The following is a 17,914-nucleotide window of genomic DNA, read 5'->3' on the forward strand; positions in this document are numbered from 1 at the left end:
TCGCCACGCGTGAGCGCCGTCGCGCGCGCGATACCCCCGCGCCATGTCTGCGCTTCTTCGCGAAGGCCGGCATGGCGCGCGCTCGCCTGCGCGGCGATTCGTCGACCCCGTTTTCAGGATTTGCTTGTCCATGTCCAATGCTCTTGCCGCATACGTCGCGCGCAGGCGGCTCGCGGCCGCCTGTCTCGCGTCATTCGCCTGGCCCGTCGCCCATGCGGCGCCGACGGGCGTCGCGCCTACCGATTCAACGTCCGACGCCGCTGCTGCGACGACGGCATCCGGGAAAACCTTGGATGTCGTCACCGTCACCGCGCGGCGTTCCGCATTCGCGCCCGACACGCCGGGCGTCGTCGAGGCGCTCACGCGCGAGCAGATCGACTCGCACGTCAACGTGACGACCGAAGATGCGCTCAAGTACGCGCCGAACCTGATGGTGCGCCGGCGCTACATCGGCGATCGCAACGCCGTGTTCGCCGGCCGCGACTTCAACGAGCTGCAGAGCGCGCGCGGGCTCGTCTACGCGGACGGCCTCCTGCTGTCCAATCTGCTCGGCTCGAGCTATTCGTACCCGCCGCGCTGGTCGCTGATCCAGCCCGACGACATCGCACGCGTCGACGTGCTGTACGGCCCGTTCTCCGCGCTCTACCCGGGCAACGCGATCGGCTCGACCGTGCAGATCACGACGCGCAAGCCGGAGCGGCTCGAGGCGTCGGTGTCGACGCAGTTCTTCACGCAGCGCTACCGCGACGGCTACGGCTTCGCCGACAGCTTCGGCGGCAACCACCAGACCGCGCGGATCGCCGACCGGATCGGGCGCTTCTGGTACGCGCTGTCGCTCGACCGGCTCGAAAACGACGGCCAGCCGATGCAGTACGCGAGCCCGAACGGCGCGTACGACCAGAGGCTCGGCGCGCCGGTGCCGGTGACGGGCGCGGTCTCCGATGTCGGCCCGAACGGCCGGCCGCGGACGATCGTCGGTGCGCAGACGATCGAGCGCACCGAGCAGCTCAACGAGACGCTGCGCTTCGGCTACGCGTTCACCGATCATATCGACGCGACGGTCACGCTGGGACATTGGGAGAATCACTACCGTCAGCACGGCGACACGTTCCTGCGCGACGCGGCGGGCAACCCGGTGTATGGCGGAAACGTGTCGTTCGGCGGGCGCAACTACACGGTGTCGCCGACCGCGTTCGCGCCGCAGAACGGCGACCAGGAGAACTGGCTGTACGGGCTCGGGCTCGACGCGCGGCTTGCGTCAGGCTGGAAGCTGTCGGCGACCGCGTCCGCGTACGACGTGTCGCGAGACGTGCTGCGCGCGGCGTCGAGTGCGCCCCCCGCCGCGTGGGACGGCGGCGCGGGCACGGTATTCCAGGGCGACGGCACCGGCTGGCGCACCGTCGATCTGCGCGCGGAATCGCCCGACGTGCGCGGGCACCGCTTCACGTTCGGCTATCACTTCGACACTTATTTCCTGCGCAACGCGACCTACAACACGGCGAACTGGTTGAACGCGGTGCCGACGACGCTCGCGAGCAGCTACGGCGGCAACACGCGCACGCAGGCGCTGTACGCGCAGGACGCGTGGCGCTTCGCGCCCGGCTGGCTCGCGACGCTCGGCTTGCGCTACGAGCGCTGGGACGCATACGGCGGCGAACTCGGCAACGCGAACGCGACGCTCGGCTACGCGGATCGCGGCGCGACTGCGCTGTCGCCGAAGCTCGCGCTCGAATGGCAGCCCGCGGACGCGTGGCGCTTCCGGTTGTCGTTCGCGACGGGCACGCGCTTTCCGACCGTCTCCGAGCTGTTTCAGGGAACGATTTCGAACAACGCGATCGTCAACAACAACCCGAACCTGCAGCCGGAAAAGGCGATCGACTGGGACTTCACGGCCGAGCGCGAAGTCGGCTTCGGCATCGTGCGCGCGAGCGTGTTCCAGAGCGATCTGCGCAACTCGATCTACAGCCAGACGACGGTCGCCGGCGCTTCGACGTACACGAACATCTCGAACGTCGACCGCGTGCGCGTGCGGGGCGTCGAGCTCGCGTTTTCGGGGCAGGACGTCGGGATCAAGGGACTCGACGTCGATGCGAACGTGTCCGCGACGAATGCGCAGACGCTTGCCGACACGGCGAATCCGAACTATGTCGGCGCGCGCTGGCCGCGGATTCCGCGAATGCGCGCGAACCTGCTCGCGTCGTACCGCTTCGACGAGCACTGGATGACGAGCATTGGCGTTCGCTATTCGGGGCGCCAGTACAACACGCTCGACAACAGCGACGTGAACCCGAACGTGTACGGCGGCACCAGCTCGTTTACGGTCGTCGACCTGAAGGCGCGTTATCGGTTCGATCGCCATTGGCTTGCGTCGTTCGGCATCGACAACGTCACCGACCGCCGCTACTACGTGTTCCACCCGTATCCGGGCCGGACGTTCTATGGAGAGTTGAAATGGTCGCTGTGAAGCACTTTCTCTCGGGCGGCGCGCTGCTCGCGTTCGCATGCGGTGCGCTCGCGCACGATGTGCAGCCGGCGGCGGGCGCGTCCGCGCCGCATGCCGCGCACGTGGCGATGGACTCGATGACGGCGGGCTCGACGCAAAAGGCGCCGCTCGCGACGGGGGCCGCATTCGATGCACGTCATCGGCTGTGGATCGCATGGGTCGAAGGGCAGCACGTCGTCGTTGCGCATTCGGACGACGCGGGGCGCACGCTGTCCGCGCCCGTGACGGTCAACGCGCTGCCCGAACCGGTCTACACGAGCGCCGAGAATCGGTCGAAGGTCGCCGCGAGCCCGGACGGACGCGCGATCTACGTCACGTGGTCGATGCCGCTCGACGCGCCGTATACCGGAATGGTGCGCTTCTCGCGCTCACTCGACGGCGGCGCGACGTGGTCGGTGCCGATCACCGTGCATCGCGACCGGCAGGCGATCACGCATCGCTTCGACATGCTGACGGTCGATCCGCAAGGCCGAATCTTCGTCGCGTGGATCGACAAGCGCGATCTCGTCGCCGCACAGCGGGCAGGGCGCGCGTACGACGGCGCGGCGATCTACTACGCGGTGTCGACCGACGGCGGCGCGACGTTCGAGCGGGAGCGCAAGGTGACGGATCACACGTGCGACTGCTGCCGGATCGCGATGGCGATCGATCCCGACGGCCGCGTGCAGGCCGCGTGGCGCAACGTGTTTCCGGGGCAGATCCGCGACCACGCGCTCGCGGTGCTGCCCGCATCGGCGGATCGCGCGATCGAGCCCGTGCGCGCGACGTTCTCGAACTGGCACGTCGAAGCGTGTCCCGATCACGGGCCCGCGCTTGCGATCACGACGGACGGCGTGCGTCACCTCGCGTGGTTCGGCGTGGTCGACGGCAAGGCCGACGTGTTCTATTCGCGGCTCGATGCGAGCGGTGTGCCGCTCGGCACGCCGTTCGCGTTCGGCGATGATCCGGCGGCGCCGAGCGAGCAGGCGTCGCACGCGGCGCTCGTTGCGCAGCGCGACACGCTGTGGCTCGCGTGGAAGGCGTTCGACGGCGACGCGATGCGCATCCAGCTGCGCCGTTCCGACGACGGCGGCGCGCATTGGAGCACGCCGCGCACGCTCGCGGAAACATCGGGCGCGAGCGACAACCCGCAATTGCTGCTCGACCGCGGACGCGTCTATCTGTCGTGGCGCACGCGCAACGACGGCTATCGTTTGATCGACGTGGAGGAAAAACGATGATGTGCATCGTCTTCCTGTTCGCGGCGCTCGTCTTCGCGGCGTCGAGCGCCGCAGCCGAGCCGCGGCCGCTGCGCGCGGCGGACGTCGCGTCGCTCTATGCGAGCGGGCGCGGCGCGCCGCTCGTCGTCGAAGTCTGGTCGCTCGACTGCGGCTATTGCCGCGAGAACGCCGCGCATCTCGTCGAATGGCAGCGGCGACATCCGCAGGTGCGGGTCGCGCTCGTCTCGCTCGATTCGCTCGATGAGCATGCACCGCAGCTCGCCGACGCGCTCGCGCAGATGAAGCTACCCGAGCGCGTCGCGCAATACGCGAACGCCGAACCGATGCCGGAGCGGCTGCGTGCGGCGCTCGATCCGGGCTGGCGCGGCGAGCTGCCGCGCACGCTGTGGATCAGTGCGGACGGCGCGCGGCGTGCGAAGAGCGGGCTGCTCGCGCCGGGCGTGCTCGATGCGTGGCTGCAACGTCGGGATAACTGACGATCGGCGTGCTGAAAGCGCTGTCGTCGGCACGCCGGAATCGCTTCGGCTTGCCGACGGCCTGCACGGCGGCGCGTAGCGTCTTGCGCGCGAATGCGCGATCGCGTGCGAAGGACTTTCGAGCAAGGGGGCGATCGGAAGATCGGCGCCAGTGGAGAAAGAGGCGCGGCCGCGAGGATGGAGGGAAGGCGGGGAAAGCGCCCGGCGGCTGTGCGGCGCGCCGGGCGACGCACACGTCAGGCTCGCTTGAATAGCCGGATCACGAACAACAGGATGACGGCGCCGATGACGGCGACGATGATCGAGCTGATGAACCCGCCGCCGATGTGAATGCCGAGAATGCCGGCGAGCCAGCCGCCGATGACTGCGCCGACGATGCCGACGATGATGTCCACGAGCAGCCCGAAGCCGCCGCCCTTCACGAGCAGGCCGGCAAGCCAGCCGGCGATTGCGCCGATGATGAGCCACATAATCAAGCCATGAGCCATGGTGGTCCTCTCCTTTGTTAACTTCCACGAATTAACCGACGTCGGGCGTTGCCTGTGACGTGACGCGGATCACACGCCGATCCCGGAGCGTCGCACACGCAATTTACTGCAATAGACGGGTCAGGATCGTTAAGTAATGTTACGCACCTCGTCCGGATTGACCAAATATTTTTTGCGAGCCGGATTTCGGTGAGCGGATTGAAATAAAAGCGTAAGGAAAATCTGCGCGCGATTCTTTCGTATCGGCAAACGGTGCGCATGCGGCGCTGCAACGAACGCCGAATTGTTCGCGATGCGAAAGGACTCGACGAGAGGGGGCGGCGAACGGGCGCTCTGTGCGGTGCGCCACCGTTCAGAGCGACGAACGAATCCCGTATGTCTTCCGTCGGGCGCGCCAGCGCTGCGCCGCGCCGATGTCTTCGCGCGGCTCGGCTCGCCGCGTCGGACGGCGCATGAGGTTCAATCGGGCGCAAAGGCGGCGAAAAGCGGTGTGTCCTCGGCCGACGCCGAAAATGCCGTCAGGCGCGGATGGGCCGCTTCGTCGACGATTTCCGGCAACACCATCTGCGTGAAGCGCCATGCGATCGCGACGGTCGCGCCCGTTTGCGCGAGCCGGTTGTCGTGCGCGGCGAACCGGGTCCACGGCAATGACGCTTCGAGCGCGCCATATGCGGCGTGCAACTGGCCGCGCACGCGTTCGACCCACGGCTCGTGCTGCTTCTCGGGCGGTCTCAGGCGGCGCTCATAGACGATCTGCACGGTCTTCTCGCACGCGGCGAGCGCGAGGCCCGCGAGCTTCGCCGCGAGTGCGTGCTCGGCCGCGTCGCGCGGACCGGGCGGCGCGTCGGGGGCGGCGATCGCGCGCGCATAGTCGAGAATCAGTGTCGAATCCATCAGGATTTCGCCGTCGTCGAGCAAGAGCGTTGGGGCCTTGACGACCGGATTGATAGCCCGGAACGCGTCGAACTCGCCGAACACCGACACAGGCGTGTGCTCGAATTCGATCCGAAGCAGGCGCAGGCCGATCGCCGCGCGGCGCACGTACGGCGAATCAAGCATGCCGATCAATTTCATCGCGATTCTCCTTGAGCGGGGATGAGATGGGGATGGCGCGGTGCGGCGCGCGACGTTCGCGCGCATCGGCTTCGGCCGGATTCTTCGGCGCGTCGTGCTGCGGCCGGCGAAGCGCGTCCGCACGCAGAAAGTCGTGATGCACGAGGAACTCGAGCAGTGCGTCCGAATCGCGCCGGCAGCGGTCCGGATCGTATTTCAGTTCGCTCGAATACCACTGCGCGACCGAATCGATGCCGAGTTGCGCGACGCGAGCGCGATTCGCGGGCGACGACGTGCAACGCGCCCATGCGAGCCGGTCGCGTTCCGCATAGCTCGCATCGATGTGCGCGTCGGTCGGCGCGCGATACGCTTCGTCGTGGACGATCGCATCGAGCGGCAGCCGGTCGCGTTTCTCGGGGGCTTCGTCCGGATAACCGACGACGAGCGTCGTGATCGGCGCACACGTTTTCGGCAGCGCGAGCGCGGCGGCGATGCCGCGCATCGCGGTCAGCGTCGAACCCATGTAGCACGCGCCGAGGCCGCGGGCCTCGAAACCCAGGCACACGTTCTGCGCGACGATCATCGCGTCGCACAGCGCGGCGTGATGGCCGAGCAGGTTGTTGAAGTTGTCGCGCGCGCGCCCGCGTGCGAGCCAGCGGCGGGTGCGGTAGCAATCGGCGACGAACGTGACGATGAGCGGCGCCTGCAGAATCATCGGCTGCCTGCCGTGCAGCTCGTACAGCCGGCGCTTGCGTTCGGGGTCCTGAGTGAGCACGAGCGATACGCTGTTCAGGTTGCCGAACGACGAAGCACCCGCCACCGCATCCGCGCACACATCGTCGATCAATGTGCGCGGGATCGCATCGGGCCTGTAGCGGCGAATCGACCGGTGCCGCCGCAGCAGATCGGCGAAAGTCGTCATGGCGTCGCCGCCTCCGTGGGCGCGGCGCATTCGGCGAGGCACGCGTCGAGAATCGCGAGCCCGGCTTCGAGCGCGTCGAATCCGATCGTGAGCGGCGCGAGGAGGCGCAGCACGTTGCCGTGCGCGCCGCCCGCGAGCAGCAGCAGCCCGCGCTCGCGAGCAAGCGAGATGCAGCGCCGCGCGATGTCCGTCGCCGGCCGATCGCCATCCGGGTCGCGCAGTTCGACGCCGATCAGCGCGCCGAGTCCGCGCACATCGGCGATGAACGCGTGGCGGCGCTGCATCGCGCGTAGCGACGCCTGCATGATCTCGCCGATCTGCCGCGCGCGCGCGACGAGCCGCTCGCGCTCGATCACGTCGAGCACCGCGAGTGCGGCGGCGCACGCGAGCGGGTTGCCCGCGTACGTGCCGCCGAGCCCGCCCGGCGCGACGGCGTCCACGAGATCCGCGCGGCCCGTCACGCCGGCGAGCGGCAGCCCGGCCGCGATCGATTTGCCGAACACGAGAAGGTCGGGGGCGACGCCCATCTGCTCGATCGCGAAGAATGCGCCGGTGCGCCCGACGCCGCTTTGCACCTCGTCGACGATCATCGCGATGCCGTGCCGGTCGCACAGCTCGCGTACGCGCTCGACGAACGCGACGGGCGCGACCTGCACGCCGCCTTCACCCTGGACGGGTTCGAAAATCAGTGCGGCGATGTCGTCGGGCGCGGCGTCCGCCTGGAAAATCTGCTCGATGCTCGCGAGCGCGTCCGCGACGCTCACGCCGTTCAGTGCGTCGGGATAGCGGGCGCGATGGACGCCGCCCGGCATCGGGCCCATACCGGCCGAGTACGGGCGGACTTTGCCGGTCAGCGCGAGCGTCGCGAACGTGCGGCCGTGAAACGCGTTCGTGAACGCGACGACACCGGTGCGGCCCGTATGCGCGCGCGCGATCTTCAGCGCGCTCTCGACTGCTTCGGATCCCGTACTGAACAACGCCGTCTTGCTCGGATGCGAACCCGGCGCAAGCGCGTTGATCCGCTCGCACACGGCGATATAGTCCGTATACGGCAGTGCCGCGAAGCAGGTGTGCGTGAAGCGTGCGAGCTGAGCTTGCAGCGCGGCGACGACGCGCGGATGAAGATGCCCCGTGTTGAGCACGGCGATGCCGCTCGTGAAGTCGATGTACTCGTTGCCGTCGACGTCCCACACGCGCTCGTTGCTCGCGCGCTCGACGTGGATCGGATGCGCCTGGTGGACGCCGTGCGCGACGGCGTCGGCGCGGCGCCGGTTCCATGCTTCGTTCGATGAACTCATTGTCTCGGTCCTCGATGGACGGGAGAAAGGATGCGGGCCGCGTTCATTTTTCGACGAGCTCGGGCGCGCTCGCGCGGGCGAGATCGGCGTCGGCGCGCGCGGCGAGCGCGAGGCGGTCGCCGTAGCGGTAGCGATCGAGGAAATCGAACTGGCGTGTATTCGGGCCCCGTGCAAGCTTGCTCGCGAGCCCGTCCGGCGCGTGATTCGCCCAGTCGACGAGCGACGCCGCGAACTCGGCCGTCGGCCGCGACACATAGCGGTTCGCGAAATTCGAAAAATCAAGCGGCAGATGCGCGCGGTTGTCGACATAGAGCCGGTGCAGCGTGTCGATCGCGTCCCGCTCGGTCGTCTCCGCACGCTTGAAGCTTTCGAGCGTCGCGCATGCGACGTCGAACATCTGCTCGTAACGGTGGCTTTCGATCGACAGATGGCCCGGATACGTCGCATTCGCGAATGCCGCCTCGAGCGCGTGGTCGTCGCGGACGCGCTGGTAGTCGGCGAGGATCTTGCGCAGCCGCAGCACACCGATGTAGCTGCCGCTCAGCCAGATCCGGAACCATGCGTTCCACAGCGGGAACGACTTGAACGCGGTATACGAATTCGCGACGAGCCGGTCGTTGACGCGGACGACTTCGAGACTGTAGCGCTCGAGCGACGCGAGGTTCTCGCGCTTCCAGACGTCGTCGCGGATGGCGGCGATGAGGCGCGGCGCGAGTCGCACGATCGATTCGAACGTGTTGACGAGGCCGCGCGAGAAGAGCGGATCGACGAAGCCGACTGCATGACCGAGCAGGCAATAGCGGTCGCCGGCCGTCTGGCGGCTCGTGTAGTTGAGCCGCGGCGCGACCGTCCATTCGCGCACGCGCGCCGCATTGACGAAATGCTTGGCGACCGACGGATAATCGGCGAGAAACTGCCGGAACTCGCCCTCCGGATCGCGCGTCGCGGGGCCGTGCTTGCCGATGTCGAACTGCAGGCCGACGCTGCAGAGCGGATTCGTGCTGAACGGCTGGTTGTCGAACGGGATGATCCACAGCCAGCCGCAGTCGAACAGATGATGCAGCGTCGTCTGCGCGAGCGCGATCGGCGCGCCGTGCGTCTCGACGGGTGCGATCGCCTTCTCGTAGAGATCGACGCCGATCATGTGCGTGAAGAGCGAGCGCGTCGTCGCCTGCATCTCGCGTGCGCCTTCGCGCAGTTCAAGCTGGTCGGCGAGCGGCGCGCGATAGCCGGCCGCGTCGACGACGAAGCGCGCACGCAACGGCGGCTCGTCGACGATATCGAGCGTCACGCCGCTTTCGGCGACGTCGATCGCGCGAATCCTCGTCTGCTGCTTGACGACCGCGCCGAGCCGGGCCGCGACGCCGACGTAGTATGCATCGACGTCCTGCCGGAACAGATGCGCCTCGGGTGCGAGCACGGGTGTCGACACGACGTCGGCGATGTCGTGCTCGCGGCGATGGCCGTTCCACGCGAAGCTGAATGCGAGCTTGATGCCCGCCGCGGACGTGCCGATGTGCCGATTGATCGCGGCGATGTTGCCGGGATACGCGAGTTCGGGAATCCCGTAACGCTCGGCGAGGATTTCGAGCAGGATCGCGCTTTCCGGCACCATCGATTCGCCGACTGCGAAGCGCGGATGCGTGCCGGCGTCGAGCAGGATGACGGAAGCGCCGTGCTTCGCGAGGATCGCGGCGAGCATCGCGCCTGCGATGCCCGAGCCGATGATGGCGACGTCGTAGTCTCGTTTCATGATTGCAACTCCGGAAGTGGATGACGTAGAGAACGCGCAAGGGCGCCGGCCGCCGCGTGTCGGCGGGTTCAATCGGCGACGCAAGCGGCGCGCGCATACAGCGTAGTTTTCGCGGTGACGCCTTCGTTCGCGTCGAATTCGGCCGCGACGACGAACAAATAGCGCGCATCGCCGCGCTCCAGCCAGCGCGCGGCGGCGATGTCGGCGAAGCGGCCCGCGTCGGCGGCCGCCATCGTCAGATTCAGCGTCGGCCCGCGAAAGCCGAAGCGCGTGCAGCAGATCGACAGCGCGGCGCCCGCGTTCGCGTGAATGAACGTGAGCGGCGACACGCGCCCGCTGCGCGCGACGTCGTCGATCACCTGCCGCGCGGCGCGTTTCGGAAACGCACTGCCGTAATGGATCATCCCGACGTGCTCGAGATGCGGATCGAGCCGCGCGCGATGCTCGCTGTAGAGCCGCCAGACCGTGTCGAGTACGGGCCACACGGCCGGATCGGCCTGCTTCGCGCCGCCGCGGATGTCGGCCGGCAATTCAGCGTGATTGGCGGTCGAGGATTCGCGCGCGTCGATACAGTCGAGCGCGTGATCCGTCGCGTAATCGAGAGAGCGCGCTCGTGTCATCGCACGTCTCCCCGCTCGAACACGAGGCTTGTGTTGAAGCCGCCGAAGCCGATCGTCACGCTCAGGCCGTACGTCGCATCGAACTCGCTCGGCGTGCGGATCGGCAGCGGCAGGTCGAAGCCGGGCAGCGGTGTGTCGAGTCCGTGAATCGGCGGCGCGATTCCTTCGTTCAGCGAAGTCACGAGTGCGATCGCCTCGAGCGCGCCCGTCGCGCCGAGCGTATGGCCGAACGCGCCCTTCGTCGCGAACACGATCGGCCGCGACGGCGCGAACAGCGACGCGTACGCGGCGCTCTCGATCCGGTCGTTAGTGCGAGTGCCCGAGCCGTGCGCATTCACGATGCCGATGTCCGAGCGCTGCAGACCGGCGTCGCGCAGCGAGCGGTCGACGGCGAGCCGGATGCCATTGCCGTCCTTGTCGGGCGCGGTCAGTCCGGCCGCGTCGTTCGACGAGCCCGCGCCGCGCAGCGTCGCGAGCGGCTTCGTCGGCCGCGCGCCGCGCCGCTCGATCACGAGAAAGCCGACGCCTTCGCCGAGGATCGTGCCGTCGTGCCGATGATCGAAGCTGCGCAGCGTCGTCGCCGACATCGTGCCGAGCCCGCTGTGCGCGAGCCGCTTCGATTCGGTCAGCACGTCGGCGCCACCGCAGATGCAACGGTCGGCGATGCCTGCGCGGATCAGCATTGCGCCGAGCACGAGCGCATCCGAGCCCGACGAGCAGGCGGTCGACAGCGCCGCGTGGGCGATGCCGAGCTTGTCCGCGATGTCGCGTACCCATTGGTCGAGCGGCTCGGCGGCGGCGCGCGCGTCGTCGAGGCGCGCGCCGAAGCTCGTGCCGACGACGAGGAACGTGCGCGTGCCGGCGCGGCCCGCATCGAGCTCCGCGTGTTCGAGTGCATCGGCGGCGACTTCGCGCGTGAGGCGCGCGAGCGTGTCGCGTGCGTCGCCGCGCGCGTCGAGCGCGACTGCGGCGGCGAGATCGTTCTTCAGCGCGTGCGGCGACGGCACGGGCGCGATACCCGTGTCGCCCGCGAGCAGGCGTTGCCAGACGCCGGCGAGCGAGCGGCCGAGCGCCGTATGCCAGGCCATGCCGGTCACGATGATGTCGTCTGTCATCGAAGGCTCCTTGATCGGTCGGAAGAGAACAGGCGATGTGTCGGCACGCTCATTCGTAGATCCGCAGGAATTCGTCGGGCTTCGACGCGTCGAGCGGATTCGGATGGAACGTGTCGCGGATCGTGCGGCCTTCGAGCGAGATCGAGCGCGCGAACGGCTCGCTCTGCAGCCACTTGTCGCTGACGATGAAGCGCGGCTCGACGTCCGCACAATCGAATCCGTCGAGCTCGTCGGGAGCGAGGAACTTGCGGCGCGACTTGTCGAACACCTGGCGGTAGGCGGACGAATCGAAATAACGGATCCGGCCGTCGGCGACGATCGCGTTGATGCAATGCCAGCGCTGCGGCAGATACAGATAGTTCACGTAGATGTTGCGGATCGCATACACGCGCTGGCCGAGCAGCGTGCTCACGAGCGCGCCCGCGACGTCGGACATCTCCGCGCAGAAACACGGCAGGCGCGGCGCGTCGGGCTCGAGGAACGCGCGCAGGTAATCGTCGAGCGAATGCGACGGGATGATCTCGTCGCGATAGCGCGCGTACGTGGCCTCGTGCTCGGCCCATTGCTCACGGGGAACGCTGAGGCGCATGACGACGGGCGGGTAGGTCCTGAATACGTCCGGTTCCTGCGTGATGTGGCACATCCGGGTCGGAACGAAGCGCAGCACATCCTCGATGCTGCGCGGCTCGTGGCGCGCGAGAACGGCGTCGACGAGGCGGCGGGTGTCGTGATTCATCGGATTTTCCTCACTTGTAGAACTCGTGCACCGCGCGATCGACATGCGTGACCGTCAGCGCGGCGGGACGTTCGTAGTGCTTGAGGCCTTTCAGGAGCTGAGCCTTCACGTCGTCGGCGCCGGCCTGATCGACGAGCCGGTCGTCGACGACGATTTCGAGCTGATATCCTGCGATCGCGTCGCCTTGCTTCAGCGGACGCGTCTTGCAGGTCAGCACGCCCGGCAGCGAACGGCAGTGCCGACGGATCGCCGCGAGATTGACCTTCTCATCGTTCAGGATGACGAAATCTGTCTTGCGGTGCTTGAAGAACAGATAGCCTTCGTCGTCGATCTCGAAGATGTCGCCCGTCCTGAGCCAGACGCGGCCGTCAAATTCGACGAGCGGATCGCGCGCGTTGCGGCCGACCTTGCGTTTGAGCAGCGTGCTCGATCGCACGAGCAGTTCGCCTTCACGCGACGACGGCGTATCGCCGAGCACGCACACCTCGGTGCCCTGCATCGGCTTGCCGACCGACGCGAGCCGCCGTTCGTCGACCTCGTGCGCGCGGCAGGTCGCGATTCGCGGCCCGGCTTCCGTCGCGCCGTATGTCAGATACAGCGCCTTGCCCGGAAAGCGCGCGACGAACTCCGCTGCGAGCGCGGGCGGAAGGAAATCGCCGCCGATCGTCAGCGCGCGCAGCGAGGGCGGCAGCGTGTCGGCTGTGTGCGAGAGGATGTCGCGCATCAGCACCGGCGTGACGGAGCTGACGCTGATCCGATGGCGTGCGAGTTCGGAGAAATAGCGTGGCGCAATGAACGGCGGCCCGCTGATCACGAGCTTCGCGCCGCATTCGATGCCGGCGATCGCCTGCGCGACGAGCGCGAACGAATAGAAGAGCGGCAGGTTGACGAGCACGACGTCGCCGGCGTGCAGGCCGATGTCCGCCGCGTGCCGGCGCGCGTTTTCCTGCAGCGATTCGAACGCGTGCACGCAGCCGCTGCTGAATTCCGACGACGTGCCGGACGTCGTCAGGATGACTTCGCCCGGTCCGGCGACGCTTTCGCGTGTTTGCGGAAAGAAGCCGATCTCGCAGCCGGCGCGGCGCTCGACTTTGCCGATCCGGAGCTGTGCGCGCAGCTCCTCGCCGAGACGCGGCTTCACGATCGCGATCGCGCCGAAGTCCTCGGCCATCTGCTTGATCCGCACGACGGGCGTGGTGGGCGACAGCATCGCCGGCGTGTACCCGGCGGCAAGCAGCGAGAAGAAGAGCCTGAGCAGCGTCTTGCCGTTCGGCATCCCGATCAGCACGACGCCGCTCGACGAAAGCGTGGCTCCGGGCAGCGTGGCGACGAGCCGTTCGACGTCGTCGACGGATGCATCGGACCCGGCGAGCGCGGACGCTTCGACAATCAGGCGATCGAAATTGGCGATATGCATGGATGATCCCTCGTTCGGCGCGGCGCGCGCATCATGCGTCGAGCTTGGTGAGAAGGAAGCGCGACAGCACGTCGCAATTCGAGAAGTTCTCGGGCGTGAAGTCGTCGTCGTCGATCTTGATGCCGAACGCCTCTTCGCACTGGTAGCGCAATTCGATGAAACCGATCGAATCGATGCCGATCGTTGACTGGAAGCCGTCGGTCAGGCCGATCTGCTCGGGCTTGATGTCGAGATCGAGCCGGGTGGCGACGATGTCGCGGAGGCGTTCGACGATCTGTTGCTGGGTGTCGGTGATTTGCATGATGTGAAGTCGCTTCGGTCGAGTGGTGAAAGGGAGGCTCAGGTTTGCGGGTCCGCGAGCGGCGCGGCGCCGGGGCGCGTCGCGTAGCGGACGAACGGGGTCGTCATCGCGGTCGTCAGCAGCGCGAACGCGACGAGAATCGTGTAGACCTTTTGCGGCAGCACGCCGAGTTGCAGGCCGATCGACAGCACGATCAGCTCCATCAGCCCGCGCGCGTTCATCAGCGCGCCGATCAGCACCGCGTCGTGCGGCGTGCGAGCGCACCAGCGCGCCGCCGCGTAGGCGCCGCCGAACTTGCCCGCGAATCCGGCGACGAAAAATGCGCCGAACCACGTCCATGCGCCGACGTCGTCGAGCGACGAGATCGACGTGTGCAGGCCGGCGTACGCGAAGAACACCGGTGTCAGCACGACATGCACGAAGCCGCTGAACGTGCGCTGCCACTGGTCGGCGACGACCGGCGCGTCGCGCAGCGCGAGGCCGGCGAGGAGCGCGCCGAACGCACCGTGAAAGCCGAGCGCGTGCGTGGCCGACGCGGACGCGAGCACGCAACCCGCCACGACGACGGCGACGATGCGCACGTTGCCGCGCGCGCTCGCACGCTGCAGCAACGGTCCGACGACGTGGCGCAGCGATGCGACGCACGCGAGCGTGTACAGCGCGATCGATACCATCGACAGCAGCAGCGCGAACCAGTCGCCGTGGCCGGGCTGTGCAACGGACGCGACGAGCGCGAGCAGCAGCCAGCCCGCGACGTCGGTCAGCATCGCCGACGCGAGCGCGGTCGTTGCGCTCGGATGCGCGGACAAGTCGAGGTCGGCGACGATGCGAGCCATCACGGGAACGGCCGACACGCCGAGCGCGACGCCGCAGAAGAGCGCATAGGGGACGCTCGCGTAGCCTGCGGCGAGCGCGTCTTTCGAGCCGAGCGCGACGCCGACGCCGAGCGCGAACGGCAACGCGAGGCCGAGCAGCGCGACGAGGCCCGGCAGGCGGACGTCGGCCCACGAGAACGTGTTCGAGACGCGCAGGTGAAGCCCGACTTCGAACATCAGCAGCACGAGCCCGACTTCGCAAAGCAGCGCGATGCCGGACTGCGTGGCGATGGGAAACAACGCGCGATAGACGTCGGGCGCGAACGCGCCGAATATCGTCGGGCCGAGCAGGATGCCGGCCGCGATTTCGCCGATCACGCGCGCCTGTCCGATCCGCTCGGCGAGATGGCCGCACGCGTGACAGACGGCGATGACGATGGCGAGTTGGAGAAGCCACATATTGCGTCGTTCGAAAAAGCGTTGGACGCCGGCGCGGTGGAAGCCGGCTCGATATCGACACGCAGTCGTCATCCACTAGATGAGGAATGCTATGTATTTGTCGACGAAAATCCCGCTGCGATTCGCTTGTGCGATCGCGGTGACGGAGCGTCGCGGATTTTGCCGATTAAAGGGAGGGCGGCAGGCCGGCAGGATGGGCCGATGGCGGGAAGCCGTGGAGGTGGGGCACGCAGCTTTCGGCCGGCAGACCGGGGCGAGTCGTCTGCCGCGGAACGAGCGGAGGCGGCAAAGGCGGCCGCGACGACTGCCGGTTCAACGCGGGACGCGGAATTCGAGGAACAGCGTCGCGTATTTCATTAAATCGAATAAGCTTGTTCTGATTCATGAGTTTGAAGTCCTGATCTGTTATTCCCGTTTCTCATTTAATGGAATTAATCTAATTAATTATTTGGTTGACTAAAAGCAATAATTCCGGTGAGCAAAGGCTAGTGGACGGAAAGTGGATCGACAAATGAATTTTATATGTCATGTCGATCAAGCACGTTGTTTAAATCTATAAAGGCAGCCAAATTGTATTGACTTCGGCTCAACCACCCATCAGGAAAAATCGATGTTGCCGCCGGGTATTTTTATTTATCCTGTAATGGCTCGCCGATTATTGGCTGAATGTTGATAAAAGGCGAGCGGCCTTCCTCCCGGGCGCCATTCGTTTCGGGAGACGGCGGTCGGATTCGAGATACGTAATTCGACCGATCAAATAAATCGTGTTTCAGGCCAATTCAATCGTCCGGGGAATACGCTTCGCCGTCGCCGCGCGTGTCCGCCCGGCGACGCGGCACATGTCCGGAGGCCGACATCGAGGTCGGCCCCTTTTCTTCGTCGTGAGGCTGCAGTGCTCGAAACCCGTCGTCCGCTGGACGCCATGTCGATCGCAATCATGCTGGTGCTGTGCTTCTGCTGGGGATCGCAGCAGGTACTCATCAAGGTGGCCGCACCGCGCGTCGATCCATTGATGCAGTTGTCGATTCGCTACGGCATCTCCGCGATCGTGCTCGGCTGTTTTCTGTTCTGGCGCCACGGACGCCGCGTGTTGCGGGATGGCACGTTCCGCGCGGGCGTCGCGGTCGGCTTGCTCGTCGCGGTCGAATCGATCGCGATTGCGCAGGGGCTTCGGTACACGTCGTCGAGCCACGTGACCGTGCTGCTCTATACAGGGCCGCTGTTCGCGAGTTTCGGCATGCATTTCACGCACGAGGACGAGCGACTGTCGGCGCTGCAATGGCTGCTGATGTTCGTCGCGTTCTCGGGGATCGTCGTCAGCTTTCTCGGCCGCGACGGCGCGGCGGGCGGCGGCTCGCTCGTCGGCGACGGCTTCGGTCTGCTGTCCGGCATCGCCTGGGGCGCGACCACCGTCGTCGTGAAGCGAACGCGATTGTCGAATGCGCCCGCCGAGAAGACGCTCTTCTATCAGGTCGCGGTGTCGAGCGTCGTCATCCTGCCGCTGACGATTCTGATGGGACGCGCGCGGATCGCCGCGGACGCCGTGACTGTCGCGAATCTCGCGTTCCAGACCGTCGTGCTCGTGCTCGGCACTTTTCTCGCGTGGTACTGGCTGCTGACGAAATATCTCGCGTCGCGGCTGTCGATCATTCAATTGATCACGCCGATCGTCGGCGTGACGCTCGGTTATTTCGCGCTGGACGACGCGCTGAGCGTCTGGTTCGTGTGCGGCGCGGCGATGGTGATCTTCGGCATCGTCGGGATCGGCGTCATCGAGGCGCTCGACCAGGGCCGACGCGCGCGCGATGCACGGCTCGAGCGCGCGCCGACGCGCGCGGATCGCGGCGAACCCATGCCGCTCGCGGTGCCGAGCCGCGGCGGCGCAGGAGCCGCTCGTGACTGATGACGCCGGCAAGCGCGATGCGCTCGGCCGCATCGGCATCGTGGGCGCGGGCCATGTCGGCGTCGCGGTGGCCGCGCGCCTCGTCGCGAGCGGCGTCGGCGGTGATTCGCTGCGGCTCGGCAATCGCGAATCCGCATCTTCGCGCGAGCGCGCGGCCGCGGCCGGCGTTGCCGATCTGCTGACCGACGTGAAAGCGGCCGTCGACAGTTCGGACGTGATCCTGTACGCGGTCCGGCCGGCCGATTGCGCACTGCTTGGCGCGTATCCGCTCGAGTGCGGCCAGAGCGTGATTTCGGTGCTGGCGGGCACGCCGCTCGCGAACGTCGCGCGTCATGCGCGCGGCGCGGGCCGGCTCGCGCGGGCGATGATCAGTTCTCCTGACACCATCGTTGCCGGCCGCTCGATCGGTGCGTTCTATGGCGACGCGAGCGCGCAGGCGAAGGCGTTGTTCGAGCGGATCGGCACCGAGGTCGTCGCGCTGGACGGCGAGGCGCGGTTCGACGCGTTCACCGCGCTCGGGCCGTGCCTGCCGATCGCGCTCACTTACTGCGAAGCCGCGGGCATCGCGCCGCGCGACGACGACGTGCTCGACTGCGCGGCCGCATGCGGGCTCGGCGATTGGCGCCGCGTGCTCGACTGGGCGCAACGGGTGCGGCCGAGGAATTTGGGCGAGGCCGACACGCAGGCGTATCTGAACCACGCGGCGACGCCGGGCGGGATCACCGAGGCGATTCTCCGTTCGCTTCGGACAGGCGGACATCTTTCGGACGCGCTGCGCGACGGCATCCGCCACGGCGCGGCGATGGCCCGTTCTTGACGACTTTGCGCAGCGAGG

The 17,914-nt window shown here is 67.2% G+C and carries 16 protein-coding genes; 5 read left to right on the forward strand and 11 right to left on the reverse strand.

The features are described 5' to 3' along the window. Positions 1-130 precede the first annotated feature (130 nt). The 3 genes from WS62_RS21490 to WS62_RS21500 are packed head-to-tail and all read left to right on the forward strand — an operon-like array spanning position 131 to position 4,199. On the forward strand, positions 131-2,464 hold the full coding sequence (locus WS62_RS21490) for a TonB-dependent receptor (protein ID WP_066575013.1): 2,334 nt from the start codon (positions 131-133) through the stop codon (positions 2,462-2,464). Then, positions 2,452-3,723, forward strand: a complete 1,272-nt coding sequence (locus WS62_RS21495; RefSeq protein ID WP_066575015.1) for a sialidase family protein — start codon at positions 2,452-2,454, stop codon at positions 3,721-3,723. Before WS62_RS21490 ends, WS62_RS21495 begins: the two co-directional genes overlap by 13 nt. After that, positions 3,720-4,199, forward strand: coding sequence for a TlpA disulfide reductase family protein (locus WS62_RS21500; RefSeq protein ID WP_066575018.1), 480 nt, complete (start codon positions 3,720-3,722; stop codon positions 4,197-4,199). The genes WS62_RS21495 and WS62_RS21500 overlap by 4 nt, the downstream gene beginning before the upstream one ends. A 236-nt stretch (positions 4,200-4,435) precedes the next feature. On the opposite strand, the gene WS62_RS21505 is transcribed toward WS62_RS21500, so the two are convergent. From WS62_RS21505 to WS62_RS21555, 11 genes are all read right to left on the reverse strand, one after another. Further along, positions 4,436-4,687 carry a GlsB/YeaQ/YmgE family stress response membrane protein gene (locus WS62_RS21505; protein ID WP_025990481.1) on the reverse strand — a complete coding sequence of 84 codons (252 nt, stop codon included), beginning with the start codon at positions 4,685-4,687 and terminating at the stop codon, positions 4,436-4,438. A 459-nt stretch (positions 4,688-5,146) separates the two neighbouring features. Then, on the reverse strand, positions 5,147-5,761 hold the full coding sequence (locus WS62_RS21510; protein ID WP_066575022.1) for a glutathione S-transferase: 615 nt from the start codon (positions 5,759-5,761) through the stop codon (positions 5,147-5,149). Next, on the reverse strand, positions 5,739-6,662 hold the full coding sequence (locus tag WS62_RS21515; RefSeq protein WP_231748374.1) for a nitroreductase family protein: 924 nt from the start codon (positions 6,660-6,662) through the stop codon (positions 5,739-5,741). Before WS62_RS21515 ends, WS62_RS21510 begins: the two co-directional genes overlap by 23 nt. Continuing rightward, positions 6,659-7,960: a 4-aminobutyrate--2-oxoglutarate transaminase gene (gene gabT, locus WS62_RS21520; RefSeq protein WP_066575026.1), complete on the reverse strand. Its 1,302-nt coding sequence runs from the start codon at positions 7,958-7,960 to the stop codon at positions 6,659-6,661. The genes WS62_RS21515 and gabT overlap by 4 nt, the downstream gene beginning before the upstream one ends. A gap of 43 nt (positions 7,961-8,003) precedes the next feature. Beyond that, entirely contained in the window at positions 8,004-9,713 is a 1,710-nt protein-coding gene (locus tag WS62_RS21525) for an NAD(P)/FAD-dependent oxidoreductase (RefSeq protein WP_066575029.1), read from the reverse strand. 68 nt (positions 9,714-9,781) lie between these two features. Then, a complete protein-coding gene (locus WS62_RS21530; protein ID WP_066575033.1) occupies positions 9,782-10,333 on the reverse strand; it encodes a hypothetical protein in 552 nt (183 codons plus the stop codon). Continuing rightward, positions 10,330-11,448 carry a beta-ketoacyl synthase N-terminal-like domain-containing protein gene (locus WS62_RS21535; RefSeq protein ID WP_066575037.1) on the reverse strand — a complete coding sequence of 373 codons (1,119 nt, stop codon included), beginning with the start codon at positions 11,446-11,448 and terminating at the stop codon, positions 10,330-10,332. Before WS62_RS21535 ends, WS62_RS21530 begins: the two co-directional genes overlap by 4 nt. A 49-nt stretch (positions 11,449-11,497) precedes the next feature. Continuing rightward, entirely contained in the window at positions 11,498-12,184 is a 687-nt protein-coding gene (locus tag WS62_RS21540) for a hypothetical protein (RefSeq protein ID WP_066575040.1), read from the reverse strand. 10 nt (positions 12,185-12,194) lie between these two features. Then, positions 12,195-13,601 (reverse strand): class I adenylate-forming enzyme family protein, encoded by a 1,407-nt coding sequence (locus WS62_RS21545; RefSeq protein ID WP_066575043.1) that lies wholly within the window; start codon positions 13,599-13,601, stop codon positions 12,195-12,197. A 31-nt stretch (positions 13,602-13,632) separates the two neighbouring features. Beyond that, positions 13,633-13,902: an acyl carrier protein gene (locus WS62_RS21550; RefSeq protein ID WP_066575045.1), complete on the reverse strand. Its 270-nt coding sequence runs from the start codon at positions 13,900-13,902 to the stop codon at positions 13,633-13,635. 38 nt (positions 13,903-13,940) lie between these two features. Next, positions 13,941-15,176 carry a cation:proton antiporter gene (locus WS62_RS21555; RefSeq protein WP_066575046.1) on the reverse strand — a complete coding sequence of 412 codons (1,236 nt, stop codon included), beginning with the start codon at positions 15,174-15,176 and terminating at the stop codon, positions 13,941-13,943. Positions 15,177-16,098: 922 nt separating this feature from the next. Between WS62_RS21555 and WS62_RS21560 the strand changes: the two genes are divergently transcribed. After that, on the forward strand, positions 16,099-17,079 hold the full coding sequence (locus WS62_RS21560; RefSeq protein ID WP_066575048.1) for a DMT family transporter: 981 nt from the start codon (positions 16,099-16,101) through the stop codon (positions 17,077-17,079). Continuing rightward, positions 17,072-17,896, forward strand: coding sequence for a pyrroline-5-carboxylate reductase family protein (locus WS62_RS21565; RefSeq protein ID WP_066575051.1), 825 nt, complete (start codon positions 17,072-17,074; stop codon positions 17,894-17,896). The genes WS62_RS21560 and WS62_RS21565 overlap by 8 nt, the downstream gene beginning before the upstream one ends. The last annotated feature ends 18 nt before the right edge of the window (positions 17,897-17,914 follow it).

It is taken from the genome of Burkholderia sp. ABCPW 14, assembly GCF_001523835.1.
GTDB classification, from domain to species: Bacteria; Pseudomonadota; Gammaproteobacteria; order Burkholderiales; family Burkholderiaceae; genus Burkholderia; species Burkholderia mayonis.